At 68.9% G+C, this 24,874-nt stretch carries 27 protein-coding genes and 1 tRNA gene; 10 read left to right on the forward strand and 18 right to left on the reverse strand.

Annotation, left to right across the window (positions count from 1 at the left end; genetic code table 11):
• Positions 1–26: 26 nt before the first annotated feature.
• From rlmB to ACTWLI_RS03450, 6 genes are all read right to left on the reverse strand, one after another.
• The gene (gene rlmB, locus ACTWLI_RS03425; protein ID WP_445155292.1) at positions 27–1,013 is read right to left on the reverse strand and encodes a 23S rRNA (guanosine(2251)-2'-O)-methyltransferase RlmB; all 987 of its coding nucleotides are present in this window, start codon (positions 1,011–1,013) and stop codon (positions 27–29) included.
• 133 nt (positions 1,014–1,146) lie between these two features.
• Entirely contained in the window at positions 1,147–2,601 is a 1,455-nt protein-coding gene (gene cysS, locus ACTWLI_RS03430; protein ID WP_445155293.1) for a cysteine--tRNA ligase, read from the reverse strand.
• Positions 2,602–2,654: 53 nt separating this feature from the next.
• Positions 2,655–3,002 (reverse strand): hypothetical protein, encoded by a 348-nt coding sequence (locus ACTWLI_RS03435; protein ID WP_445155294.1) that lies wholly within the window; start codon positions 3,000–3,002, stop codon positions 2,655–2,657.
• Between the two features lie 65 nt (positions 3,003–3,067).
• On the reverse strand, positions 3,068–3,574 hold the full coding sequence (ispF, locus tag ACTWLI_RS03440; protein ID WP_445155295.1) for a 2-C-methyl-D-erythritol 2,4-cyclodiphosphate synthase: 507 nt from the start codon (positions 3,572–3,574) through the stop codon (positions 3,068–3,070).
• Between the two features lie 2 nt (positions 3,575–3,576).
• Entirely contained in the window at positions 3,577–4,395 is an 819-nt protein-coding gene (gene ispD / locus ACTWLI_RS03445) for a 2-C-methyl-D-erythritol 4-phosphate cytidylyltransferase (protein WP_445155296.1), read from the reverse strand.
• Positions 4,396–4,486: 91 nt separating this feature from the next.
• Complete coding sequence (locus ACTWLI_RS03450; RefSeq protein ID WP_026266570.1) at positions 4,487–4,969, reverse strand: CarD family transcriptional regulator; 483 nt, start codon at positions 4,967–4,969, stop codon at positions 4,487–4,489.
• A gap of 374 nt (positions 4,970–5,343) precedes the next feature.
• Between ACTWLI_RS03450 and ACTWLI_RS03455 the strand changes: the two genes are divergently transcribed.
• Positions 5,344–5,907 carry a hypothetical protein gene (locus ACTWLI_RS03455; protein WP_445156110.1) on the forward strand — a complete coding sequence of 188 codons (564 nt, stop codon included), beginning with the start codon at positions 5,344–5,346 and terminating at the stop codon, positions 5,905–5,907.
• Between the two features lie 86 nt (positions 5,908–5,993).
• Here ACTWLI_RS03455 and ACTWLI_RS03460 read toward each other — a convergent pair whose 3' ends face one another.
• Together ACTWLI_RS03460 and ACTWLI_RS03465 are read right to left on the reverse strand one after the other, a co-directional pair.
• Positions 5,994–6,674: a response regulator transcription factor gene (locus ACTWLI_RS03460; protein WP_056735913.1), complete on the reverse strand. Its 681-nt coding sequence runs from the start codon at positions 6,672–6,674 to the stop codon at positions 5,994–5,996.
• On the reverse strand, positions 6,671–7,912 hold the full coding sequence (locus ACTWLI_RS03465; RefSeq protein ID WP_445156111.1) for a sensor histidine kinase: 1,242 nt from the start codon (positions 7,910–7,912) through the stop codon (positions 6,671–6,673). The genes ACTWLI_RS03460 and ACTWLI_RS03465 overlap by 4 nt, the downstream gene beginning before the upstream one ends.
• 208 nt (positions 7,913–8,120) lie before the next feature.
• Between ACTWLI_RS03465 and phoU the strand changes: the two genes are divergently transcribed.
• A complete protein-coding gene (gene phoU, locus ACTWLI_RS03470) occupies positions 8,121–8,783 on the forward strand; it encodes a phosphate signaling complex protein PhoU (RefSeq protein ID WP_445155297.1) in 663 nt (220 codons plus the stop codon).
• A gap of 90 nt (positions 8,784–8,873) precedes the next feature.
• Here phoU and ACTWLI_RS03475 read toward each other — a convergent pair whose 3' ends face one another.
• Positions 8,874–9,620, reverse strand: a complete 747-nt coding sequence (locus ACTWLI_RS03475) for a phosphoglyceromutase (RefSeq protein WP_056735916.1) — start codon at positions 9,618–9,620, stop codon at positions 8,874–8,876.
• Positions 9,621–9,688: 68 nt separating this feature from the next.
• On the opposite strand from ACTWLI_RS03475, the gene ACTWLI_RS03480 reads away from it, so the two are divergent.
• Positions 9,689–10,543, forward strand: coding sequence for a class I SAM-dependent methyltransferase (locus tag ACTWLI_RS03480; RefSeq protein ID WP_445155298.1), 855 nt, complete (start codon positions 9,689–9,691; stop codon positions 10,541–10,543).
• 252 nt (positions 10,544–10,795) lie between these two features.
• Here ACTWLI_RS03480 and ACTWLI_RS03485 read toward each other — a convergent pair whose 3' ends face one another.
• Both ACTWLI_RS03485 and ACTWLI_RS03490 read right to left on the reverse strand, forming a co-directional pair.
• Positions 10,796–11,149 (reverse strand): DUF2516 family protein, encoded by a 354-nt coding sequence (locus tag ACTWLI_RS03485; RefSeq protein WP_445155299.1) that lies wholly within the window; start codon positions 11,147–11,149, stop codon positions 10,796–10,798.
• Between the two features lie 9 nt (positions 11,150–11,158).
• Complete coding sequence (locus ACTWLI_RS03490) at positions 11,159–12,343, reverse strand: trans-sulfuration enzyme family protein (RefSeq protein WP_445155300.1); 1,185 nt, start codon at positions 12,341–12,343, stop codon at positions 11,159–11,161.
• Positions 12,344–12,432: 89 nt separating this feature from the next.
• Here ACTWLI_RS03490 and tmk point away from each other — a divergent pair, with 89 nt between their 5' ends.
• The 4 genes from tmk (at position 12,433) to ACTWLI_RS03510 (ending at position 16,059) form a co-directional block, all read left to right on the forward strand.
• Positions 12,433–13,101 carry a dTMP kinase gene (gene tmk / locus ACTWLI_RS03495; RefSeq protein WP_445155301.1) on the forward strand — a complete coding sequence of 223 codons (669 nt, stop codon included), beginning with the start codon at positions 12,433–12,435 and terminating at the stop codon, positions 13,099–13,101.
• The gene (locus ACTWLI_RS03500; RefSeq protein WP_445155302.1) at positions 13,098–14,240 is read left to right on the forward strand and encodes a DNA polymerase III subunit delta'; all 1,143 of its coding nucleotides are present in this window, start codon (positions 13,098–13,100) and stop codon (positions 14,238–14,240) included. Before tmk ends, ACTWLI_RS03500 begins: the two co-directional genes overlap by 4 nt.
• Positions 14,241–14,300: 60 nt before the next feature.
• Positions 14,301–15,884 carry an alpha/beta hydrolase gene (locus tag ACTWLI_RS03505; RefSeq protein ID WP_445155303.1) on the forward strand — a complete coding sequence of 528 codons (1,584 nt, stop codon included), beginning with the start codon at positions 14,301–14,303 and terminating at the stop codon, positions 15,882–15,884.
• Positions 15,885–15,986: 102 nt separating this feature from the next.
• A tRNA-Thr gene (locus ACTWLI_RS03510) sits at positions 15,987–16,059 on the forward strand.
• A 121-nt stretch (positions 16,060–16,180) separates the two neighbouring features.
• Here the strand turns inward: ACTWLI_RS03510 and ACTWLI_RS03515 are convergent.
• On the reverse strand, positions 16,181–16,654 hold the full coding sequence (locus tag ACTWLI_RS03515; RefSeq protein ID WP_445155304.1) for a hypothetical protein: 474 nt from the start codon (positions 16,652–16,654) through the stop codon (positions 16,181–16,183).
• A gap of 70 nt (positions 16,655–16,724) precedes the next feature.
• Here ACTWLI_RS03515 and ACTWLI_RS03520 point away from each other — a divergent pair, with 70 nt between their 5' ends.
• The 3 genes from ACTWLI_RS03520 to ACTWLI_RS03530 all read left to right on the forward strand — a co-directional run bounded on the left by ACTWLI_RS03520 (position 16,725) and on the right by ACTWLI_RS03530 (position 19,273).
• A complete protein-coding gene (locus tag ACTWLI_RS03520; protein WP_445155305.1) occupies positions 16,725–17,780 on the forward strand; it encodes a hypothetical protein in 1,056 nt (351 codons plus the stop codon).
• A 36-nt stretch (positions 17,781–17,816) separates the two neighbouring features.
• The gene (locus ACTWLI_RS03525; protein ID WP_445155306.1) at positions 17,817–18,041 is read left to right on the forward strand and encodes a hypothetical protein; all 225 of its coding nucleotides are present in this window, start codon (positions 17,817–17,819) and stop codon (positions 18,039–18,041) included.
• Between the two features lie 158 nt (positions 18,042–18,199).
• Positions 18,200–19,273 carry a TRAP transporter substrate-binding protein gene (locus tag ACTWLI_RS03530; RefSeq protein ID WP_445155307.1) on the forward strand — a complete coding sequence of 358 codons (1,074 nt, stop codon included), beginning with the start codon at positions 18,200–18,202 and terminating at the stop codon, positions 19,271–19,273.
• Positions 19,274–19,340: 67 nt separating this feature from the next.
• Here ACTWLI_RS03530 and ACTWLI_RS03535 read toward each other — a convergent pair whose 3' ends face one another.
• The 6 genes from ACTWLI_RS03535 to ACTWLI_RS03560 form a co-directional block, all read right to left on the reverse strand.
• A complete protein-coding gene (locus ACTWLI_RS03535) occupies positions 19,341–20,186 on the reverse strand; it encodes an aldo/keto reductase (protein WP_445155308.1) in 846 nt (281 codons plus the stop codon).
• A 111-nt stretch (positions 20,187–20,297) separates the two neighbouring features.
• The gene (locus tag ACTWLI_RS03540; protein ID WP_445155309.1) at positions 20,298–20,747 is read right to left on the reverse strand and encodes a hypothetical protein; all 450 of its coding nucleotides are present in this window, start codon (positions 20,745–20,747) and stop codon (positions 20,298–20,300) included.
• Between the two features lie 7 nt (positions 20,748–20,754).
• On the reverse strand, positions 20,755–21,423 hold the full coding sequence (locus tag ACTWLI_RS03545) for a bacterial proteasome activator family protein (protein ID WP_445155310.1): 669 nt from the start codon (positions 21,421–21,423) through the stop codon (positions 20,755–20,757).
• 138 nt (positions 21,424–21,561) lie between these two features.
• Complete coding sequence (locus ACTWLI_RS03550; protein WP_445155311.1) at positions 21,562–21,753, reverse strand: YbdD/YjiX family protein; 192 nt, start codon at positions 21,751–21,753, stop codon at positions 21,562–21,564.
• 10 nt (positions 21,754–21,763) lie between these two features.
• A complete protein-coding gene (locus tag ACTWLI_RS03555) occupies positions 21,764–24,064 on the reverse strand; it encodes a carbon starvation CstA family protein (protein WP_445155312.1) in 2,301 nt (766 codons plus the stop codon).
• Between the two features lie 221 nt (positions 24,065–24,285).
• Positions 24,286–24,819: a PadR family transcriptional regulator gene (locus ACTWLI_RS03560; protein ID WP_445155313.1), complete on the reverse strand. Its 534-nt coding sequence runs from the start codon at positions 24,817–24,819 to the stop codon at positions 24,286–24,288.
• Between the last annotated feature and the right edge of the window lie 55 nt (positions 24,820–24,874).

Genomic DNA, 24,874 nt, shown 5'->3' on the forward strand with positions numbered 1-24,874 from the left:
CGGACCTGAGGGAGCGTCGGGGAGGGTTACTTGACGGCGCGCTGGCGGGAGATCTCGTAGAGCGAGATGCCGACGGCCATGGACGCGTTGAGCGATTCCATCGCGGAGTCGATCGGGATCGAGACGATCTGGTCGCAGTTCTCCCGGACCAGGCGGCTCAGGCCCTTGCCTTCGGAGCCGACGACGATGCACACCGGTTCCCCGGCCAGCGCCAGGTCCGGCAGCGAGACGTCGCCGTCGCCGTCCAGGCCAAGGACGTAGATGCCCATGTTCTTGAAGGCCTTCAGCGTGTTGTTCAGGTTCGCGGCACGGGCCACGGGGACGCGGACGGCAGCGCCAGCACTGGTCTTCCAGGCCGAGGCGGTGACGCCGACGGACCGGCGCTCAGGCACGATGACGCCGTGGCCGCTGAACGCCGAGACGGAACGGATGATCGCCCCAAGGTTGCGCGGGTCGGTGATGCCGTCGAGGGCGACGAAGAGCGGCGCGTTCGCGATGTGGCCCTTCTTCCAGCCTTCCACGGTTTCCTCCGCCAGCTCGTAGGCGTCCTGGTATTCATACGGCGGGATCTGCAGCACGAGGCCCTGGTGGATGGCGTCGTCGGTCATCCGGTCCAGTTCCGGCTTGCCGGTTTCCAGCAGCGGGATGCCGCGCTCGGCCGCAATCTTCAGCGACTCCTTGACCCGGTCGTCCATCTCGATCCGGATGGCGACATGCAGGGCCTTGGCCGGAATCCCGGCGCGCAACGCCTCGACGACCGAGTTACGGCCGGTGACGACTTCCTCGGTGGCACGGCCCTTGGGGCCCGAGCGGGCGCCGGCGCTGCGGGCGCCCGGGGCGCGCTTGGCGGCAGAACGCTCGGCAAGCTGCTTGTTCTTGTGGGCCTTGTGGTAGGGACGGTCCTCCGCCTTGGGCGTGGGGCCCTTGCCCTCGAGGGCCTTGCGGCCGTGACCGCCGGTCCCGATGGTGGGGCCCTTCTTCTGTTTGACCGAGCGGCGACCGTTGTTGGCCATGAGTTTCACCCTTTTAACTACGCGATTCGTGGATAAGTCCGACTTCCAGTCTACTGACCCGGATAAAATCCTCGACCGCGCGGTCCGGCGCAGCACCCGGCCGCCGGGCGTCCGCCCGCGGGTCAGCCGCAGTTCAGCCGCGCTTGAGGCTCCAGTTCGCGCCGTCCGCGCCGTCCTCGACGACGACGCCGGCCGCCGCCAGGGTGTCCCGGATCGCATCCGAGGCGGCCCAGTCCTTGGCCGCGCGGGCCTGGGCCCGGGCGGCGAGCTGGGCCTCGACCAGGACGCCGAGGGCGGTGTTGGCCTGCTCGTCGACGGCCGCGGCCGCGGTGTCGTTCAGGCCAAGGACCCGCAGCATGTCGTGCACGTTGTGCAGGGCGGTGCGGGCGTCCTCGAGCCGGCCCTCGGTCAGGGCGGTGTTGCCGGATCGGACGGTTTCGTGCAGGACGGCGAGGGCCTGCGGCACGTTCAGGTCATCGTCCATGGCGCGTTCGAAGGCCTCAGGCACGGTCCCGACAGTGGCGAACGTGTAGGACCCTCCGTCGGAAAGGGCACGGACCGCGCGGCTGATGAACCCTTCAATGCGTTCGACGGCGGCCGAGGCCTCCTGCAGCGAGGTGGGCTGGTAGTCGAGCACCGAACGGTACTGGGCCTGGCCGAGGTAGTACCGGACGACGCGCGGCGGGGCGAGTTCCAGCATCTCGGCCGGGCTGATGGTGTTGCCGATGGACTTGGACATCTTCTCGCCGGCGTAGGTGACCATACCGTTGTGCATCCAGAAGTTGGCGAAGCCGTGGCCCGCCGCCTGGGACTGGGCCATCTCGTTTTCGTGGTGCGGGAAGCGCAGGTCCAGGCCGCCGCCGTGGATGTCGAACTCGGTGCCGAGGTATTTGGTGACCATCGCGGAGCATTCCAGGTGCCACCCTGGCCGCCCGGCGCCCCAGGGCGAGTCCCAGCTCGCCGTCGTCGGCTCCCCCTCCTTGTGGCCCTTCCAGAGGGCGAAGTCGCGGGGGTCTTTCTTCCCGCGCGGGTCGGAGTCGGCGGCGCCCTGCATGTCGTCGATGTTCTGGCGGGTCAGCGAGCCGTACTTGGACCAGGAGCGCACGTCGAAGTAGACGTCGCCGGAGCCGTCGGTGGCGGGATAGGCGTGGCCGCGGTCGATCAGGCGGGCAATGAGGGCGTGCATCTCGGGGATGTGGCCGGTGGCTCGCGGCTCGTAGGTGGGGCGGGAGACGCCCAGGGTGTCGTAGGCCTTGAGGAATTCCTGCTCGTACCGGTAGGCCAGGGCCCACCATTCCTCCTCGCGGACGCTGCCCGGCTCCTCGGCGAAGTCAGCGGCGAAGGACTCGGCGGACTTCGCCAGGATCTTGTCGTCAATGTCGGTGACGTTGCGGACCACGGTGACCCGGAAGCCGCGGTACTGCAGCCAGCGGGTGAGCTGGTCGAACGCGATCGCGGAGCGGATGTGCCCGACGTGCGGCATGCCCTGGACGGTGGCGCCGCAGTAATACAGGCTCACCTGGCCAGGTACGAGGGGAACGAAGTCCCGGACTTCGGCGGATGCTGTGTCGTAAAAGCGCAGGGTCACCGCTCCAGATTAGCCGATGCCGGTTCCCGCCCCGCCGGCGTACCCGCCGCAGGTTACTTGCAGTGCTGGCCGATCTTGTCCATCTGCTGGCGGAGCTGCGTCAGCTGCTCCGAGGTCTGCCTGCCGGTGGCGCTCGCGGCGACCTGCTTCATGATGTCGGACATCGACTGGATCGGTTCGGCGATCTCCGGGGCGACCTTGTCTGCCACTTCCTGGTAATGCTGGCCGATCTGGCCGGCTTTTTCCTTATCGCTCCCCGTGGGGACGAAGGTATCGGTATTGAGGAACTTGCAGCTTTCCTCCACGCTCATCCGGGGCGTGGCCGACGGGGCCGGGGTGCCGCCGCAGCCGGTTAGCAGCGTTGCCGCAAGAACGACGACGGCGGGAAGCAGCTTTTTCACGGGAGGTCTCCTGACGATTCCGGAGGGGGGTGTCCCTTAAGCGTAGGCCTCCGGGCCGGTGATGGTCAGCCCGCGGGATAAACCAGGGCGGTGGCCGTCGCCGCGATGCCTTCGCCGCGGCCGGTGAACCCCAGCCCGTCGCTGGTGGTCGCCGAGACACTTACCGGCGCGCCCGCGGCTTCGCTCAGCACCCGCTGCGACTCCTCGCGACGCGGTCCGAACTTGGGCCGGTTCGCCACGAACTGGACGGCGATATTGCCGATCTCGAAACCCGCGGCCCGGACGATCCGGGCGGCCTCGGCCAGCAGGGTGACCCCCGAGGCGCCGGCGTATTCGGGCCGGTCTGTGCCGAAGTGCGTGCCGAGGTCGCCGATCCCGGCAGCGGAGAACAAGGCGTCCGCGGCGGCGTGCGCCACCGCGTCGCCGTCGGAGTGGCCGGCCAGGCCCCGTTCGCCTTCCCAGAACAGCCCGCCCAGCCAAAGCGGCTGCGGAGCCTCGTCGGGGGCGTAGGCGTGGACGTCGATCCCTATCCCGGTCCGGGGCAGGAGCGGGGGCTGTGGCTGCCCGGTCATCCCTACCCCTCCACCCAGCGGGCCCCGAGCGGACCTTCGAGCAGTCCTTCGGCGAGGATGAGGTCCAGCGGGGTGGTGATCTTCAGGGACTGGCTGGCCCCGCGTACGGCGTAGACGGGGACGCCCAGCAGTTCGACCAGCATGGCGTCGTCCGTCACGGCCGCCGCGCGGTCCGCGTCGAAACCGGCTGCCGCCTCGTGCGCCCGGCGGAGTGTGGCGAGCTCAAAGCCCTGCGGGGTCTGGACGGACCGGAGCTGTTCCCGGGGCGCGGTTCCGGTGACCACTTCCGGGGCGATGCCTGCGCTGCCGTCGTGGGTGGCTTCGACGGTCTTGACCGTGTCAACCACCGGAACGACCGGGATGACGGCCTTGGCACCGGCCGCCAGCGCGGCCGCCACCCGGTGGAAGACGGCTTCCGGGGCCAGTGCCCGGGCCGCGTCGTGGACCAGGACGGCTTCAACGTCGGGTTCCAGGGCCGCGACGGCGGCACGCACGGAGTCCGCGCGGCTCGCGCCGCCGTCGACGATGGACACGGCAGGCAGCTGGACGGCCGCGCCGGAAGTTGCGGTCCGGCGGTGTTCGGCCTGCAGTTCCGCTGCAAAGCTCTCGCACTGGGCCCGCAGCTCGGCGTCGCCGGGCGGCAGCGCAACGCAGATTTGCCGGGCGATTCCGGCCGCGGCGACCCCGCGCAGGGCGTGCGTGAGGATGCTGTCACCGCCGAGCGGGACCTTCGCTTTGGGCATGCCGTAGCCCAGCCGCTGACCGGATCCGGCGGCCACGAGGATAACCGCGGTGACGGGAGCTGTCGATGCAGTGTTCATGCGCTCAAGACTACGTCCCGCGGCCCGGGCCGGCAGGTTTTGGGCAAAAAGAAGCCCCGGCGGCGTGATGCCACCGGGGTTCGATTCTTAGTTAGGAAGCCAGGACCTCGTCGAGAACGCTTGCGGCCTTCTCTTCATCGGTCTTCTCAGCCAGTGCCAGTTCTGAAATCAGAATCTGGCGGGCCTTGGCCAGCATGCGCTTCTCTCCGGCGGAGAGACCCCGGTCGTGGTCCCGGCGCCACAGGTCGCGGACGACCTCTGCCACCTTGATCACGTCACCGGAAGCAAGCTTTTCCAGGTTTGCCTTGTAACGACGCGACCAGTTGGTGGGCTCTTCAGTGAACTCGGCACGCAGCACGTCGAAAACGTGCTCCAAGCCTTCCTTGCCCACTACGTCCCGGACCCCAACAAGGTCAACGTTTTCTGCTGGAACTTCAATGGTCAGATCACCCTGAGCCACCTTGAGCTTGAGATACATCTTCTCTTCGCCCTTGACAGTGCGCATCTTGATTTCTTCAATTTTGGCTGCACCGTGGTGAGGGTAAACTACTGTCTCGCCGACCTCAAAAACCATGTGGACATTCCCCTTTCCCGCAGACCAGTTTATCACGATTAAGGCATACGACTGCCATGGATCGGCCACGGAAACCGCGTAAATACGCGGGAAAACGCCAGAATCGGCCCCTCAAACCCCTTGACGGACGCGGATAATAGTGCATTGCCCGGCGGCTGCCAAGGGCTTCCGGGTCCGACGGCGGCGGGCTCGGCGGCGGCCTCGGCGGCGGGTCCAGCGACTGGCTGGCCGGCCACCGGCTGCCCCCTCCCCCCGGCCCCCGCGGGGCGGTTTCATGTAGCACCCGGAATCCGCGTTTGGGGCGATTGCGGATAGGCTATGGCTGAATAATGTTTCAAGACTCTCAAGGAGTGCGTGACGTGCGTTTCACTGCGATGACTCGGGGCCGGCGCGGCAAGCTGGCAATGGCAACGGCAGCACTTGGCATTGGCCTGCTGTCCGTGACCGGCTGCGGCTACATTAATGCCCAGCAGACGACGGAGCAGTACTCGGCGTCGGACGGAACGCGGACGGACCTCGGCCCGCTCCAGCTGCGCAACATGATGATCGTCTCCGACGGCGAGGACAAGCCGGGCCGTGTGATCGGCGCCGTCTACAACACCTCGGCCAACGATGTGAAGCTCACCATCAACGGCGCCGGCGGGTCCCAGACCCAGGTCCCGGTCAAGAAGAACTCCTACGTGCTGCTCAACGAGTCCTCCGACCCGGCCATCCTGAGCACCGCCGGCGGCAAGCCGGGCTCGCTGGTTGAGGTCACGATCCGCGAGGACGGGACCAACAAGGACGCCAAGTTCAAGGTCCCGGTCCTGGATTCGACGATCGTGGACTACAAGTCCTTCCTGCCCACGGCCGAGCCCACCACTTCGGAGTCCGCCTCGGGCACGGCCTCGCCGTCCGAGACCCCGACCGAGACGCCGTCGGCCACCCCGACGCCGTAACGCCGGAAAAGTTAGGTCCCACGCAGAAGGAGGGGCACCCGCACGGGGTGCCCCTCCTTCTGCGTTAACCCGGCTGTCCGCGCGGCCTAGGGTTCGAACTTGTAGCCCAGGCCGCGGACGGTGACGAGGTACCGCGGCGCCGACGGGTCGGGTTCGATCTTGCTGCGCAGCCGCTTGACGTGGACGTCCAGGGTCTTGGTGTCCCCGACATAGTCGGAGCCCCAGACCCGGTCGATGAGCTGGCCCCGGGTGAGCACCCGGCCGGAGTTCCGCAGGAGCATCTCCAGCAGTTCAAATTCCTTCAGCGGCAGCGAGACCTGTTCGCCCTGGACGCTGACCACGTGCCGCTCGACGTCCATCCGGACCGGGCCCGCCTGGACTGTGCTGGAGACGAGCTCTTCGGGTTCGCCGTGGCGGCGCAGCACGGCCCGGACCCGGGCCACCAGCTCCCGTGAGGAATAGGGCTTGGTGACGTAGTCATCCGCCCCCAGCTCCAGTCCCACCACCTTGTCGATCTCGGCGTCCTTCGCGGTGAGCATGATCACCGGCACGGAGGAGCGCTGGCGCAGCTGCCGGCACACTTCGGTTCCGGACTGTCCTGGCAGCTGCAGGTCCAGCAGGACCAGGTCGGCGCCGTTGCGGTCGAATTCCGTGATCGCATCCAGGCCGTTGTCCACGACCTCTACTTCGAACCCTTCCTTGCCCAGCAGGTAGGACAGAGGGTCGCTGAACGATTCCTCGTCCTCGACAATAAGAATCCGGCTCAAGCGCTAGCTCCTTGCTCATGGACGCCGGCGGCGTCACGTCGTTCGGGTCGATCTGGTCGTTCGTGGCGCTCGGGGCGTTCGGCCCGCGGGGCGCGGCCGGGCTCAGCGGCGGGCTCGTCCTGGCCCTCCATCTCGGGCAGCCGGATAGTGAAGGTGGACCCCTGCCCGGGCTGGGACCACACCGTCACCTCGCCGCCGTGGTTCGCCATGACGTGCTTGACGATGCTCAGGCCCAGGCCGGTGCCGCCGGTGTGCCGGGACCGTGCGGAGTCCACCCGGTAGAACCGTTCGAACACCCGCTCCTGGTCCTCGGGGCTGAGCCCCTCCCCCTGGTCGGTCACGGAGACCGCGACCAGGCCGTCCCGGGAGCGGACCCCGACGCCGACCCGGGTGTTTTCCGGCGAGTACCTGATGGCGTTGTCGATCAGGTTGCGCAGCGCCGTGACCAGCAGATCCTGGTCGCCGTAGACCATCGCGCCGGTCCGGCCTCCGACGACGATCTCGATGTTCTTGCTTTCGGCGGGCAGCTGGGAGCGGTCGACGGCGTCGGCGACCACCTTGTTGATATCCACCGGGTGGGCCTGCTGGGCCACGTTGGCGCCCTGCAGCCTGGACAGTTCGATGATGTCCTGGACCAGGGCGGCCAGCCGGCTCGATTCCTTGTGCATGCGCTTGGCGAAGCGGCGCACGGCTTCCTCGTCGTCGGGCGAGGCCTCCAGCGCCTCGGCGAGCAGCGAGATGGCACCCACCGGCGTCTTGAGCTCGTGCGAGACGTTGGCGACGAAGTCGTTGCGAATTTCCTCGGTCCGGGTGATCTCGGTGCGGTCGTCGGCGAGCAGGAGGATATATTCCTCGCCGAGCATGGCGGCGCGGACCTGCACCACGATGGTGCCCTGGCCGAGCGGTCCGCGCGGCAGTTCGAGCTGCTGTTCGAGGATGACCCCGTCGCGCCGGACTTTGGCGGTCATGTCCAGCAACTGCCGGTGCACCACGGTGTGGCCCCGGACCAGGCCGTATGCGTACGCCGCGGGGCTGGCGCGGACGACGCCGTCGATCGCGTCCACCACAACGAACGCCCGCCCGACGACGGCCAGGACTTCCGCGGCGCCGTCCGGGAGCGAGGGGTCGCCGGTTTCGACGTCACTGATCCTGCGCTGCTGTTCGCTGATCCGGAAAGCGAGCACGCCGAAGATGCCGAGCGACAGGCCGATCAGGCCGGCGATCACGCCGATGAGCATTGGATCCACGGCTCCAGCTTATGCGCTGGGACCGGGCCGGAATCGAAAACGTGTGCGGTTCCGGGGTTGGTTCAGCTAACGTTCACCTATTGAGGCGTAACAGTTCACCGGAGACTGGAAGGGTGGCAGGTTGAACGCCGCAACGGTGAAACGAAACGAGCCGGCCGCCCCGGTGCCCGGTGACGTTTCCAAGGAAAGGAACGCGCCCGTGCGTAAGGTTTTTCAGGAAGAGCTGGCCCAGGTCGGCGAGCAGCTCGTCGAGATTTCGAAGCTCGTCAGCGAGGCATTCGAGAAGGCCACCACTGCCTTTGAGGGCGCCGACATTGACCTCGCCGAGGATGTCATCGCGGCGGACGCCCGGATCGACTTCCTGCAGAACAGCCTGGACGAGCGCGCCATCGACATCCTGGCCCTGCAGGGCCCGGTAGCCAGCGACCTGCGCATGATCGTGGGTTCGCTGCGGATGAGCGCCTCCCTGGAGCGGATGGGCGACCTCGCCCGGCACATCGCCCAGCTGGCCCGGCTGCGCTACCCGGCGAACGTGATCCCGCAGCCGCTGCAGGAGACCTTCAAGAACTTCGCCAAGTACGACCTGGAGATCGCGGAAAAGCTCACCGTGCTGCTGGAGACCCGCGACCTTGAGGTGGCCCGGGACATCCTGAAGGCCAACAGCGCCGTCAACGACCTGCACCTGAGCGTCTTCAAGGCGATCGCCCGCGGCGACTGGACCGAGTCCGCGGCCACCACGGTCGACGTCGCCCTCGCCAGCCGCTACTTCGAGCGGTTCGCGGACCACGGCGTCTCCGTCGCGCAGAAGGTCACCTACCTCGTCACCGGCGCCTGGCACCCGAACAGCATCGAGCACAGCTGACGCTTCCGCTGCCCTGCGGCAGGAACGACGGCGGGCGGTCACCCTGAGGGTGGCCGCCCGCCGTCGTCGTTATGCGCGGTGTCCGCGGTGCTACTTCTTGCCCTGGTTGGCCACGGCCTTGATCGACTCGGCGGCGGCCTCGGGGTCGAGGTACGTGCCGCCCGGGTTCAGCGGCTTGAAGTTCTCGTCGAGTTCGTAGACAAGCGGGATGCCGGTGGGGATGTTCAGGCCCGCGATGTCCTCGTCGCTGATGCCGTCCAGGTGCTTGACCAGGGCACGCAGGGAGTTGCCGTGCGCGGTGACCAGCACGGTCTTGCCGGCCTTCAGGTCTTCCTTGATGTCCGACTCCCAGTACGGCAGCAGGCGGATCAGGACGTCCTTGAGGCACTCGGTGCGCGGCACGGCGTCGCCGAGGTCCTTGTACCGCGGGTCCCCCACCTGGGAGAACTCGGAGTCGTCCGCGAGGGGCGGCGGCGGGGTGTCGTAGGAACGCCGCCAGGTCATGAACTGCTGCTCGCCGTATTCGGCAAGCGTCTGGGCCTTGTCCTTACCCTGGAGCGCACCGTAGTGGCGCTCATTGAGACGCCAGTCCCGCTTGACGTCGATCCAGCCGCGGTCCGCCTTCTCCAGTGCCAGGTTGGCGGTGTTGATGGCCCGCTTCAGCCGCGAGGTGTAGAGGATATCCGGCAGGATATTGTTCTCCACCAGCAGCTCCCCGCCGCGCACTGCCTCGGCACGGCCCTGGTCGTTCAGGTCGACGTCCACCCAGCCGGTGAACAGGTTCTTGGCGTTCCATTCGCTGTGGCCGTGGCGCAGCAAGATCAGCTTGTAAGTCATGGTTGTCATCCTAACCGAGCGCCCGCGGGCGGCGCCCTGCGTTACAGCGGCCGGGATAGGCTGGACGCGTGGTGCAGAAGGCGGAACGGGTGGCGTCCCCGGGGACCCGGGGCGGGGCCGGCGGCAGGACCGGCGGCCGGGCCGGTCGCCCGGTCGGCAACGTCACCCGCGGCACCACCAACCCGAACCGGATGCGGCGGGTGGACCGCTGGCTCACCGGCCCGCAGGCGTGGCGGCTGCGCAACGCGGCGGACCCGCTCGTCGTCGACCTGGGCTACGGCGCTTCCCCGGCCACCGCCGTCGAACTTTTTGACCGCCTCCGGGCCGTCCGGCCGGACGTGCGCGTGGTGGGGATCGAGATTGAGCCGGAGAGGGTCCGGCTGGCCAGGCCCCTGGAGCGTCCGGGCCTGAGCTTCCAACTGGGCGGCTTCGAATTGCCGGTGCCCGGTCGGCCGGTCCTGGTGCGGGCCTTCAACGTGCTGCGGCAGTACGAAGATGCGGACGTGGCCGCGATCTGGCGGCTGGTGCAGGACCGGCTGGCGCCCGGCGGGCTGTTCATCGATGGCACCTGCGACGAGATCGGCCGCCGGGTCACGTGGGTGGCGCTCGACGCCGACCGGCCACTGTGCCTGGGCCTGTCCCTGCGCTTCGGCGGCTTTGAGCTGCCCTCGGAGGTTGCCGAACGGCTGCCCAAGGCGCTGATCCACCGGAACGTGCCGGGTGAGCGCATCCACAGCTTCCTGCAGGCCCTGGACAAGGCGTGGGTGGAGGCGGCGCCGCTGGCCTCCTTCGGCAACCGGCAGCGCTGGACTGCGATGTGCCGGGCGGTGCGCGACGCCGGCTGGCCGGTGCTGGACGGCCCGTCCCGGTGGCGCCTGGGCGAGCTCACCGTGGCCTGGGACGCCGTGGCGCCGGGGCCCTAGCGAGCTTGCGAGCTTGCGAGCTTAGGGGCAGGTTGGGGCCACGCCGGCAGGGTCCCTGAGCGAGCTTGCGAGCTTAGGGGGCCGGTTGGGGCCACGCCGGCAGGGTCCCTGAGCGAGCTTGCGAGCTTAGGGCGCCGGTTGGGGCCACGCCGGCAGGGTTCCCTGAGCGAACTTGCGAGCTTAGGGCGCCGGTTGGGGCCACGCCGGCAGGGTTCCCTGAGCGAACTTGCGAGCTTAGGGGGCCGGTGGGGATTACCAGGGGCCGTACGGGCCCATGTTGCGGCTGCCGCCGCGGCCGGCGTCCTTGACCGCCGGACGCACGTCGGCGAGGTACACGCTGGCTGCCGTCACAGCGGCGATGCCGAAGAGTCCCAGCGGCCCGAAGAAACCGCCGCCGCCGCTGACAATGGACAGCAGGCCGATCGCCAGGGCGCCGCCGGTCAGGGCCAGCCAGAAAGTTTTGGTCCGTTTGGACACCGCTTCGAAGGCGTTGGCCTTGTGCCGCAGGCAGTCGAAGAACGCCCACACCTCAAGAGCCAGGGCTGCGAGGGCGAGGAGGAAATAGATCCCCGTCTCGGCAATTGAAATCAGCGTTCTTCCGTCCATGCCCCCAGCCTATCCGCCCAGCGCCGCGAGAGCCTGCTCCAAATCGGCCCACAGGTCCTCGACATTTTCGATGCCCACGCTCAGCCGGACCAGGTTGTCCGGAACGCTGGTTGGCTCCGCCGTATGCCGGCGTCGCCGTTCAATCAGGGATTCCACCCCGCCCAGCGAGGTCGCAGGCAGCCAGAGACGCAGCGCCCGGATCATCCGGTCGGCCGCGTCGGCGCCGCTCAATCCGGCCGCCGGAGCCATCTCGATGCACAGGACCGAGCCGAAACCCTTCATCTGCTTCCTGGCCCGCTCGTGCCCGGGATCCGAGGCGAGGCCCGGGTAGCGGATGCCCTGGACCAGAGGGTGGCCGCTGAGCCGTTCCGCGAGCACCGCCGCGGAGGCCTGCGAACGTTCGATCCGGAGCGCGAGGGTGCGCAGTCCGCGCAGGGCCAGCCACGCCTCGAACGGCCCGGCGATGCCGCCGTGGATGGTGCGGTGGTGCAAAAGCCGGGCGTGCAGGTCCTCGTCGGAGGTCACCAGGGCACCGAGGACGACGTCGGAGTGGCCGGCCAGGTACTTGGTGACTGAATGGAGCACGACGTCGGAGCCCAGGCTGAGCGGCTGCTGCACCAGCGGGGTGGAGAAGGTGTTGTCCGTGACCACCAGGGCACCGGCGGCGTGCGCGGCGGACGTGAGCGCCGGGATGTCCGCGATGCCGAGCATCGGGTTGGTGGGGCTTTCGAGCCACAGCATGCTGGCCGGCCTGCCGCCGGCCGGAGCCAGCTGTGCCAGCACCGCGTCGGTGTCCGCGATGTCCACGGTGCGGAGTTCCAGCGCGCCGCGCTCGGCCAGTTCCGTGGCCATGCCGAGCGAGCCGGCGTAGCTGTGCGAGGGCATCACCAGGACGCCCTGCGGCGGCAGCAGGGACAGTGCGGAACTCACCGCGGCGAGCCCGGAGGCGTACAGCAGCCCCGGCAGCGCCGCGCCCTCCAGTTGCGCCAGGGCCTCCTCGAAGGGGTCCCAGGTGGGATTGGAGTAGCGCCCGTAGCCGCGGTCGCCGGGGCCCAACGGGCCGGTGCCGACGTAGGTGGAGGAGAGCACGATCGGCGGGTTCACCGCGGCGTCCCGCTCGCGCGCCGGACGCCCGGCGGCGACCACCACGGTTTCGGCCGAAAGCGAGGCTGCCTGTTCTTCGGAGAGACTCATGGTGACAGGGTACTTCGGGGCGCCGCCGTGCCCGTAAGGCGTTACGCACTGGCCGCCAAGGTGTCGGTGATTATCGGTAGGCTAGAGCAGTGACTACCCAGACTCCCGGACCGGCCGCCGGACTGTTCATTGCCTTCGAGGGCGGCGACGGCGCCGGCAAGTCGACCCAGGCGGCGGAACTTGCCGGAGCGCTGGAAGCTCGCGGGCTGACCGTGCTGCGCACGCGGGAGCCGGGCGGCACGCCGATCGGCGAAAGGCTGCGGTCCCTGGTGCTGGACCACGGCCACGGCCACATCGACGCGAAGACCGAGGCCCTGATCTTCGCCGCGTCGCGCGCCGCGCACGCCGAGCAGGTCATCCGCCCGGCCCTGGAGCGCGGCGAGGTCGTCCTGACCGACCGCTATATCGACTCCTCGGTCGCCTATCAGGGTGCCGGCCGAGACCTCGGCACGGACGCGGTGCGGACGCTCAATGAGTGGGCCACTTCGGGGCTGCAGCCGGACCTGACGGTCCTGCTCGACGTCGACCCGGCCGACGGCCGGCGGCGCCGTACCGCCGGCGCCGCCGCGGAGGACCGGCTGGAGTCCGAGGCCGATGAGTTCCATGCCCGGATCCGCGCGGCGTTCCTGGACCTGGCGGCGGCCCAGCCGGAGAAGTACCTGGTCCTCGCCGCGCAGCTGCCGGTGCCGGAGCTGGCGGCCCGGATCCGTGAGCGGGTGGAGGCCCTGCTGGCGCTGCGTGAGGGAAGCCCCGCGTGAGCGTCTGGGACGACCTGCACGGCCAGCCCGCCGTCGTCGAGCAGTTGCGCCAGGCGGCGGAGGGCGACGGGTTGACGCACGCGTGGCTCTTCACCGGCCCGCCGGGATCCGGCCGGTCCAACGCCGCCAAGGCGTTCGCCGCGGCCCTGAACTGCGACCAGGAAGACGTCACGCGGCGGGGCTGCGGCGAGTGCCCGGCGTGCCAGACGATCCTCGGCGAGACGCACTCCGACGTGACCTTCGTGCGCACCGAGAAGGTAACCATCACCATCGATGAGGCACGCGAGCTGGTGGCCACCGCCGGCAACCGCCCGTCCTCCGCGCGCTGGCGGATCATCGTCGTCGAAGACGCGGACCGGATGGCCGAGCGCACCACCAATGTGCTGCTGAAGGCCATCGAGGAACCCACGCCCCGCACCATCTGGATGCTGTGCGCACCGTCCCCGGCGGACGTGCTGGTGACCATCCGCTCGCGCTGCCGCCCGGTGGCGCTGCGGCTGCCGCCGGCGGCCGACGTCGCCGCCCTCCTGGTCAAGCGCGACGGCGTCGCTCCCGACGTCGCCGAACGCGCGGCCCGCGCCGCGCAGAGCCACGTCGGGATCGCCCGGCGGCTGGCCCGCGACCCGGAAGCCCGGGAACGCCGGCTGGAGACGGTGCGGTTCCCGCTGCACCTGCGCGGCGTCACTGCGGCGGTGATGATGGCGGACAAACTCGTCAAGATCGCCACCGAGGAGGCCAACAGCTCCAATGAGGAGCGCGACGCCGCGGAGAAAGCCGCGCTCCTGGCCACCCTGGGCGCGCCCGAGAGCGGGCCCCTGCCGCCGGCGATGCGTGGCCAGGTCAAGCAGTTGGAGGACGACCAGAAGCGGCGCGCCAAGCGCTCGGTCACCGACTCCCTTGACCGCACCCTGACAGACCTGCTGTCCTTTTACCGGGATGTGCTGATCATCCAGCTGGGGAACTCCGTGGAGCTGGTCAACGTTGAATTGACGGCCGAACTGCAGGAGTTCGCGGGACACTCGACGCCCGAGGTGACCCTGGCCCGCATGGATGCCATCAACAAGGCCCGCAAACGGATCACGACCACCAACGTGGCTCCGCTGCTGGCCATCGAGTCCATGGCCGCGAGCCTGATCTGAGCCGGCGGCAATACTCCGCCTCACGTTTTTAGACAGTTCCACATCCCCAAGGAGAACCGCATGACGTCAGCACCCCACCGGCCTGCAGGCAGCCGACCCCCGGGCCGCCGCGGACGGACCGTCGGGGCCGCGGCGCTGGGCCTGGTGCTGGCCCTGGTGCTCTCCTCCTGCACCCTCTTCGGCTCCGGCGGGGGCAACTCCAGCAGCGCCCCGGGCTCGGCTGACCCGTCGATCGCCGCCGCGGCACCGGCCGAGCTGCGCAGCTTCTACTCGCAGCAGCTGACCTGGTCCCGCTGTGAAGGGGAGTTCCAGTGCACCAAGGTCAAGGTTCCTATGGACTACGCCAAGCCCGACGGCGGCACGATCGAGATCGCCGCAATCAAGCTGGCCTCCAAGGGCGGCAACACCAAGGGCAGCCTGCTGGTCAACCCCGGCGGGCCGGGCGGATCCGGCTACGACTTCGTCCGGGATGCCGGCGCCACCAACATTTCCGAAAAGGTTCGCTCAAACTACGACGTCGTCGGCTTCGACCCCCGCGGCGTCAAGCGCTCGGCGCCGGTCACCTGCCTGACCGATAAGGAACGCGACGCTAACCGGGCCAAGGTCTACAAGCTGGACACCGACGCCGGGCTGGCCGAGGCCCTCGCCGACAACAAGGCGATCGCCGCCAAGTGCGCGGAGAAGACCGGGCCCGTGCTGGGCCACCTGGATACCGTCAGCGCCGCCAAGGACCTGGACATCCTCCGTGGTGTGCTCAACGACAGCAAACTCAACTACCTGGGCTACTCCTACGGCACGTTCCTCGGCTCCACCTACGCGTCGCTCTTCCCGGACAACGTCGGCCGGGTGGTCCTGGACGGTGCGATGGACCCCTCGCTGAGCAATGAGGAGTTGACCGCGGGCCAGGCGAAGGCTTTCGAGAAGGCCATCCGCGCCTACGTGGACAACTGCCTGCAAAACAGCGGCTGCCCGCTCAGCGGCGGCCCGGACAACGCCGTCCGCCAGATCCAGGACGTCATCGCGGCCGTGGAAGCCAATCCGATGCCAGCCAAGGACGGCCGCGTCGTCAACGCCTCGATGTTCGTCAGCGGCTTCATCCTGCCGTTCTACAACGACGACAACTGGCCGGTGCTGACCCAGGCCCTGGAGGCCGCCATGAAGGGCGACCTTTCCCCGATGCTCCGGCTGGCGGACTTCGGGGCGGACCGGGAGCCCGACGGGACCTACTCGGCGAACTCCACCTTCGCCTTCACCGCCATCAACTGCCTCGACTACCCGATGAACTCGGACATCGCGGCGATGCGCGCCGAGGAGAAGAAACTTCGCGAGCTCTCCCCGACCCTGGGCTACTACTTCGCCTACGGCGGAACGAGCTGCAAGGACTGGCCCTACAAGAGCGTCCGCACCCTGGCCCCGGTTGAGTACAAGGGCTCCACGGACATCCTCGTGGTCGGCACCACCGGGGACCCGGCCACGCCGGTCGAGTGGGCCAGCTCGTTGCGCAAGCAGCTGGGTAAGGCGTCGCTGCTGACCTGGGAAGGCCAGGGCCACACCGCCTACGGCCGCTCCAACAGCTGCGTGGAGAAGGCCGTGGACGGCTACCTCGTTGACGGTAAGACGCCGGCGGACAACACCGTCTGCTAAGGCGTCCCACGGGACGCCCGGCTCATTTTGACCCGGGCGCGGGCACTCTATTACAGTTGACTCTTGCATGATCCGCCCGGTTCGCCGGCGGCCCACGCGGTTGCTTCCTTAGCTCAGTCGGTAGAGCGTTTCACTCGTAATGAAAAGGTCATCAGTTCGATTCTGATAGGAAGCTCAAAGAGTAGGACCCCGGAAATCATAGATTTCCGGGGTCCTACTGCTTTGTCCGGTCTGCCGAGCGGCCGGCAGCCCGCCTCTGGCGCGGTGGCTGGCTGCGGCTAGTCGGCACCAGGCTTCTAGCGGCCCCAGACCGACGCGGCGCCGGAGTGGCCGGTGACGATGCTCTGATACAGGAAGAAAGCCCCGGCCAGCGCCCCGGCGACCAGCAGGACCACCCGGACCGCCCGGTTTTCACGCAGGCTTCCCAGGAAGGCGAAGCGCCTCCCGATCGGTTCGTAGCTGGCCACGATCATGGCCGCCACGATCACGAAGAAGATCACCGAGACGATCTTCAACACGTCGCCCTGCTCCGCATGTTCATGGATCATCTCCGTGGCCGGGCGGGACTCTTCCAGCTGCTCTCCGGCCTGCGCGGTGACCAGCGAGATAGGAACCAGCAGCAGCGCGAGGACCCCCAGGGGCCAGGCGAGGTACCGGCGCCAGCGCGGCGCCGCGGCGTAGATGATGGCCGCGAGCCCCGCGATGGGACCAAGCACGACGACGGCGTGGACCAGCAGAATATGGGCCGGGAGACCGGCAATTTCAATCACGTGGGATCTCCTACGGTGGACGTGCCCTGCACTTTCCCGGCGCAGGCGCCGGAGCTTCTATGATTCTTGCATGGCAGAGCGTGGGCTGGCGGGCATCGCGGCGGAACTCTATGCACTGCCGTTCGACGACTTTGTTGCCGGCCGCAACGCTGCCGCCAAGGCCCTGCTCGCCGGAACCACCCCGACACCGGAGCTGCGGGCTAGGGCCGCGGAGGTCAGGGCCCTGCCCAAACCCTCGGTAGGCGCCTGGGCCGTCAATATGCTCGCCTGGCAGCAGCCCGCAGCCCTGCACGACCTGGTTGCACTGGGACGCACCATGCGGCAGGCGCAGAACGACCTCGACGCCACGGCCCTCCGGACCCTCGCCCGGGAGCGGAGGACGTTGCTGGCCTCCGCGGTCGACGCCGCGCGGGCCGCCGCCGCCCAGCGTGGGCGGAAGATCAGCGGCACCGTCGCCGCGGAGGTGGAACAAACCCTGCGCGCGGCCACGGCCGACGAGGGTGCGGCCGCCGCCGTCGGCAGCGGGCGCCTGCTCCGCGCCCTCTCCGGAGACGGCGTCGACGTCGTCGACCTCGACGGCGCGGTCGCCGTCCCGGACGCTCCCCTGGCGGCTGCCGCCGCACCACCGGCCGCCGCCTCAGCCCGCGCCGGATCCTCGCCCTCAGCCGGGGGCGGGAGACCGAACGGCGCGACGGCTCGAAGCCGCACGACCGGGGCCGCGCCCGAACCCGGCAGCGCCGGGCGCACCGCCCCGCCGCCGAGCGGCGAGCCGCGGCTCCGGGCTGTCCGGCCGGAGCGGCCAGCGCCCAGCCCGACCGTGCGGAAACGCGCGGAAGCGGCACTCCAGGAAGCGCAGACTGCCGCGGAAGCCAGCGCCGCGGAGGCCGCGCGCACGGCCGGCGAGCGGGAGGAAGCCGCGGCGTCGGCCGCCGCCCTCGCCGAGGAAGTCAACCGGCTGAAGCAGGAACTGTCCCGGACGGAGGATGAGTTGCGGCGGGCACGCAAGCGACTGGACCAGGCGTCCGCGGCAGCCCAGCAGGCCGGCCGCGCCGCGGCAAAAGAGCTCCGCCGCCAGGAACTGGCCCGGCAGCGGGTGCTCCGGCTGGGCAACACGCCGGGCCGGTGACGGAAGACTGTCAGAGGCCGGTTGCAGACTGAAACCATGGAAAAGCATCAGGATTCCGCATCAACCCGCACGGCGGGGACACAGCAGCCTGCACTGTACTGGGAAGTCACGTATCTGGATGCCGACTGCGGCCGGGTACGCACCGAAGCTTTCGACGACGCCGCCCAGGCCGAGCGCTTCGCCAGCCGCTACGTCCACCACCAGGACGGCTGGGCAATCGTCGACGCCATCCAGGTGCGGGCCGGCCGGGCCGCCGCCTGACACTGGCCTACCAGGCGCATGGGAGCTTCCTGAGAGTTCTACTTCCGCCCTGTCCGGGGACGTGCGGGAGGAGTAATTTCAGAGGACAAGCTGCTCTCCGGCGCTGACCGGCCGGGGGCGGCGGGTCCTGCGACCTGGAAGAGGGCACCATGGGACGGATGCTGCGCAGAGCGACGATCATGGCGGCTGCCGCCGTCCTAGGGTGCGGAGGGTGCGCGGCAAATCCCCCGCCCCCGGCGGGTGACGACGGGTACGCCGCCGACGCGACCGTCCTGACCCTCGCCACCGCCGGCGGACCGGACGGCCGCTCCTCCAGTCAAGTGCAGGAATTTGCCCGCCAGGTGAAGGAGCTCTCCCGCGGAAGCATCCGGATCGAGCTGGTCCTCAAGGCCGCCGCCGAGGAAGCCGGCGCCTGGGACCAGGCCGTCGCCCAGTCCACCGAAGGCGGCGACTTCGACATGGCCCTGATAGCGACCCGGACATGGGAGTCAGAGGGCGTCCAGACCTTCGCGGCTCTCTCGGCACCCTTCCTGGCCACCTCGGACCAGGTGATGGCCGAGGTGGTGGCGCCCGAGATGGCCGGCAGTATGCTGGCCGGCCTGAAAGCCGTCGGGCTGACCGGCCTCGCGCTGCTGCCCGACGGGCCACGGATGATTTTCTCCTTTGACGGTCCGGTCGCGCTCCCGGAGGATCTGGCCGGTAAGGTGGTCCGTGCGCCCCGCTCCACCACCGGCTACGCGACCCTGAAAGCGCTGGGGGCCGTGCCCCGGACCCTGGCCGGGAAACTCTTCACGGATGCGCTGGATGCCGGAGCGGTCGCGGCTGCCGAATCGTCCTTCTCCCGGGCCGCGACCTTCACCAAGCCGAGCAACACCATCGGTAACCTTCCGCTGTATTCGAAGGTGAACTCCCTGGTCATCAACACCAGTACCTATGCGCATCTGCCCGCGGACGAACGCAGGATCCTGCTGGAGGCGGCCGGCCGGACCCGGGACGCGGTGACCGGTTCACTGCTCCGCACTGCGGACGAGGCGGCTGCCTACTGCCGGCACGGCGGCACGGTCGTGGCCGCCAGCGAGGAGGAGCTGGCCGCGTTCAACGCCGCGGTCGCCCCGGTCTACGCGCAGCTGGAGAAGGACGCCGGAACGCGGGCGCTCATCGCGAAGATTCGGGCCCTTGCCGCCGCCTCCGGTGCCGCGGCCGCCGTCGCGCCCTGCAGCCCGGGCGGCTAGGCCGGCGCGCTTAAGCTCAAGGGCGGCCCGGAGCCGAAGCCCCGGACCGCCCTTTGGCTGCGCTTGGTTAGGCGAAGTCGGAAACCGCGGGGTCCGCGCCAATCCGGCCCGCGCCCTCGGCGGAGCGGTCCAGTCCGTTGATGGCCTGCACATCGGTCTCATCGAGGGTGACGTCCAGGGCCGCGTAGTTTTCGCGGATCCGCGACTCGGTCACTGACTTGGGGATCACGACGTTGCCGATCGCGAGGTGCCAAGCGATGACAACCTGCGCCGGCGTGGCGTTGTGCTTGGACGCGATCTCAGCGATCACAGGGCTTTCCAGCAGCTCGCCGCCCTGGCCGAGGGGCGACCAGGCTTCGGTCAGGATGCCGTTGGCCGCGTTGAATTCGCGCAGGTCCGACTGGTTGAAGAACGGGTGCAGCTCGATCTGGTGGATGGCCGGCACCACACCGGTCTCGTCGATGATGCGCTGCAGGCCTTCCTTGGTGAAGTTCGATACGCCGATGCTCTTCACGCGGCCCTGCTTCTGCAGCTCGATGAGCGCCTTCCAGGTGTCCACGTACTTGTCCTGCTTGGGCTGCATCCAGTGGATCAGGTACAGGTCCAGCGTCTCCAGGCCCAGGCGCTCCATGGATTCCTCGAACGCCGTGAGGGTCGACTCGTAGCCCTGGTCTGCGTTCCACAGCTTGGTGGTGATGAAGATTTCCTCCGGCTTCAGGCCGGAACGGGCGATCGCACGGCCCACGCCGGCCTCGTTGCCGTAGATCTTGGCGGTATCGATGTGCCGGTAGCCGGCCTCGAACGCCTGGACGACGACCTTTTCGGCCACGTCGTCCTCGACCTGCCACACCCCGTAGCCGAGCTGCGGGATGGTGTTGCCGTCATTGAATGTCAGTTCAGGAGAAGAAGTCATCTTTTTATCCTGCCAAGTCGTTCCCGCCGATGCCAGTGTTTTGTCCCCGCTAAGCTAGCCGCGTAACCCGGAATATCCGGAGCGGGTTGCCGCGGGTCCCCGGCGGCGGCGTCAGGAGCCCGACTCCGCCAAGCGCCGTTCGGCGTCGTCGACGTGCTCCGCGACGGTGTCCGCACGCCGGCGCACCGAGGCGGCGCCCACCGGTACCGGGCCGACGGCGAGGCGGAGCATCGCGGCCGCCTCCGCCGTCATGGCCAGCGAGTTGCCGGCCGTCGACAGGGACCGGTGCACGCCGGCGAGTGCCCCGGGGATGTCCAGGCCGTCGCTGGGCGACCGGCGCTGCGCCTCGCGGCAGATGGAGCGCACCCGCACGGCCAGCGCGGACAGGTCGTTGGCGATCTCCACCAGCTCGGCGTAGAGGTCTTCGTCCTCGACTCCCTCGAGGACCTGGTGGTAACGGTCAAGGCCCCGGATGAAACGGTCGTGGGCGCGCCGCCAGAGTCCCTTGCCGAGTTCGGCGTCGTCCTTGCGTCCCTGCCGTGCGGCGCTGAAGAAACCCAACGCAGCCCTAAAGGTACTGGCCGGGGCCGTGGTCCGGGTCGGCGGCTTCGGCGGGCCGTGACGGGTCCGTGCCCGGCCGCCGCTCGGCCGCGCGCTGCGGCTCCCCGTTCTCCCCGATGATGACACCCGGCGCGATCATGGTGCCGGGCGGCAGCTGGCGGAGCTGCAGCTGCGCGGCGGCGTGCTCCCGGGCAGCGTGCTGGGCGGCGATGGCTGTCTGGATGCCGTGGAAGAGCCCCTCGAGCCAGCCGACCAGCTGGGCCTGGGCGATGCGGAGTTCCGCGTCCGACGGGGTGCCGTCGTCGGTGAAGGGCAGGTGGATCCGCTCCAGTTCCTGGACCAGTTCCGGGGCGAGGCCGTCTTCGAGCTCCTTGATGGAGCGTTCGTGGATTCCGGCAAGCCGGAGCCTGGCGGCGTCGTCCAACGGCGCCGATTTCACCTCGTCGAGCAACTGCTTCATCATGGTGCCGATCCGCATGACTTTGGCCGGCTCGTCGACGAGGTCCTGGAGCTGGCTCGCCCGGCTCCGGGGTTCCCCCGGTTCAGCGGGCCGGGGGTCCGCGCCGTCCGGCTGGGTAGCGGTGCCCTCCAGCGGAGTATCAGCGTCTTCCGGCGCTGTAGCGGCGCCTTCCGGCGGGGCGCCGGCGCCGGGCTGAGTGTCGTTCGGATCGCTCATGGCTTCATACTCTCACGACGGCGGGTGCGCGGCAGGGCCGCAGGACCTCCGCGCCGGGCGTTGGCGCACCTGCCCCGGGACGCCGAAGGCGCCGCCGGGAACCGGAGTTCCCGACGGCGCCTTCACTTGCGCCGCAACTCAGCAGCAGCGGCCTTGCGGGTTGCTGTCCTGGCGGTCCGTGTGGTCGCGCCAGAAGTCCCGCTCGCACATCGGCGGCCCGGCGTGGCCCGAGGCGCGGTGGTGCTCCAGGTACTTCTTATAGGCGTCGGCTCCGAGCACGCCGCTCAAGTATTCGGCGAAGCCCCGGAAACCGGCTACGAGCGCGTTCATGGCCGGTGCCTCAGTGCCCGGCCGAGTGTTCGAGCCGCTGGTCCGCCGGCAGCTTCTTCCACTCCGCCTCAAGCTCGCGCTCCGCAGCGGTCGGGAAGAGCCCGGCCGGTGCGAACACGCGCGAGGGCTGGGCCGGGTCCTCGTACTCGACGTTGGCGATGCCGGCCTTGGCGTTGCGGAACGCCTTGGCGGTGGCGATCAGCGCCGTGATGATGACGATGATGCTGAGCACCACGAAGATCACCGAGAGCCAGCCCTGGATCATGGTGTTGCGGACCACGGCTTCCATGGCCGCCTGCGTCTTGGCGGTGCCGAAGGAGGTCTTCCCGTCGGCGAGGGCCTTGGAGAAGGCGGCGTTGTTGGCGAAGTACCCGACGGCCGGGACCGGCGAGAAGATCTTGTAGAAGCTCGCGGTGATGGTCACCACGGCGGCGAACGCCAGCGGTAGCGCCACGATCCACAGGTACTTGAAGGTGCCGCGCTTGGCCACGATCGCGAGCACGACCGAGAGGGCGATGGCGGCGAGCAGCTGGTTGGCAATGCCGAACAGCGGGAAGAGCGTGTTGATGCCGCCGAGGGGGTCCGTGACACCCATCAGCAGCACCGCGCCCCACGCCGCCACCATGACCGCCGTGGCGAGCCAGGCGCCCGGGCGCCAGGAGTGGTCCTTGAACTTCGGGACGAAGTTGCCGATCGAGTCCTGCAGCATGAAGCGTGCAACGCGCGTGCCGGCGTCGACCGCGGTGAGGATGAAGAGCGCCTCGAACATGATGGCGAAGTGGTACCAGAACGCCATCATCGCGGTGCCGCCGATGAACTGCTGCATGATGTGCGCCAGGCCGACGGCGAGGGTGGGGGCGCCGCCGGAACGCGAGATGATGCTTTCCTCGCCGACGTCCTTGGCGGTCTGGGCGAGGACGTCGGGAGTGATGTTGACGCCCGACAGGCCCAGGCTGTTGACCCACTGGGCCGCGGTTTCGACGGTCCCGCCGGTCAGCGCGAGCGGGGCGTTCATGGCGAAGTAGATGCCGCGGTCGATCGAGATGGCCGCAACGAGCGCCATGATCGCCACGAAAGACTCCATCAGCATGCCGCCGTAGCCGATCAGGCGGGTCTGGCGTTCCTTCTCGATCAGCTTCGGCGTGGTGCCGGAGGAGATCAGGGCGTGGAACCCGGAGAGGGCGCCGCAGGCGATGGTGACGAACAGGAACGGGAACACGGCGCCGGAGAAGACCGGGCCGTTGTCACGGGAGGCGAACTCGCTGAACGCCGGAACCGTGATTTCGGGCCTCACCACGATGATGGCGAGGGCGAGCATCACGATCACGCCGATCTTCATGAAGGTGGAGAGGTAGTCGCGCGGGGCGAGCAGCAGCCACACCGGCAGGATGGCGGCGATGAAACCGTAGATGATCAGGCCCCAGGCGATGGTGACCTTGTCCAGGTGGAAGAACGCGGCGCCCCATTCGGTGCCGGCGACGGCGCCGCCGCCGATGATGGCGGCCATGAGCAGCACGAAGCCGATCAGTGAGACCTCCATGACCTTGCCGGGGCGCAGGTAGCGGAGGTAGACGCCCATGAACAGGGCGATCGGGATGGTCATGCCGACAGAGAAGACACCCCAGGGGCTTTCGCCGAGGGCGTTGACGACGACGAGGGCCAGGATGGCGACGATGATGACCATGATGAGGAGGGTCGCGATCAGGGCGGCGGTGCCGCCGATCACGCCGAGTTCCTCGCGGGCCATCTGGCCGAGGGAACGGCCGCCGCGGCGCATGGAGAAGAAGAGGACCAGGTAGTCCTGGACGGCGCCGGCAAGGACGACGCCGATGATGATCCAGATGGTGCCGGGCAGGTAACCCATCTGGGCTGCGATAACCGGGCCGACGAGCGGGCCCGCGCCGGCGATGGCGGCGAAGTGGTGGCCGAACAGGACGTTGCGGTCCGTGCGGACGTAGTCCTTGCCGTCGGCCTTGTACTCGGCCGGCGTGGCGCGGCGGTCGTTGGGCTTGGCGATGTACCGCTCAATGACCTTGGAGTAGAACCGGTAGCCGATGAGGTAGGTGCAGACCGAGGCGAACACGAACCAGATCGCGTTGACGGTTTCGCCGCGGATGATCGCGAGCATGAACCAGGCGACGCCGCCCAGCAGCGCGATGGCCGCCCAGAGAGCGATTTTCGCCGGCGTCCACTTGCGCTCTTCCGCTTCGCGGACGGCGTCGTCGACGGCGGTAGCCGGAAGGCCCGGCACCGGCGTGATGCCGTCGTCGAGTGGTGCTGTGTTTGGCCTGCCATCTGGCATTGTGCCCATGTCTCCTCCTTGAGAAACCCCTCTGACAGATCAGCAGTCAGATCTGCCCCATGGCACCCTATCAACGGCGCAACCTGATGGATACGGCTTCACGGCCGCCGCTCCGGTCGGCTCGCCGAACGGCGCAAAGCCCGCGGTGAACGGCGTCACATGCGTGCCGGCGGATGCCCCAGCCGGCGGACGTTTCAGGCCAGACGGGCGGCAGGCGGGGCCGGCGCGCGTCAGGCGGGGCCGGCCAGCTGCATCAGGCGGGCTTCGCACAGATCCAGCCAGCGGACCTCCGCCTCGGTCTGGAAGATCAGCGAGTCCAGTACCAGCAGACGGGCAGTGTCCGCCGCCCGGAGATGCGCTACCGCTTCGCGGCGGGTCCGGGTGTATTCCTGCAGGGTCCTGATCGAGACGGCCCGCTGCGCCTGGATCAGGGCGCCGACGTCGACCGCTGGCAGGGTCAGCGCCAGGGCCAGCTTGATGGCGAGTTCGTTGCGCGGCGGGCTGGTCCGGCTGACGGGGGCGGCGAACCATTCCCGGGCTTCGGCCCGGCCAGCGTCGGTGACGCTGTAGACAATGTGGCCCTCGGCGTCTGCGCCGTTCCGTTCGACGAGTCCGTCGCGTTCCAGACGGTCGAGGGTGGTGTACACCTGCCCGATGTTCAAGGGCCAGGACGAACCGGTCCGGTCCTCGAATTCAGTCCTGAGCTGGTACCCGTAGCGGGGCCGTTCCTGCAGCAGCGCGAGGAGGCTGTGGCGGATTGACATGGTGTTCCCGAGGGTAGCAGGACGGCGGTATACACGCGCCCCAAGACGCGTGTAT

The organism is Arthrobacter sp. Hor0625 (assembly GCF_052567525.1).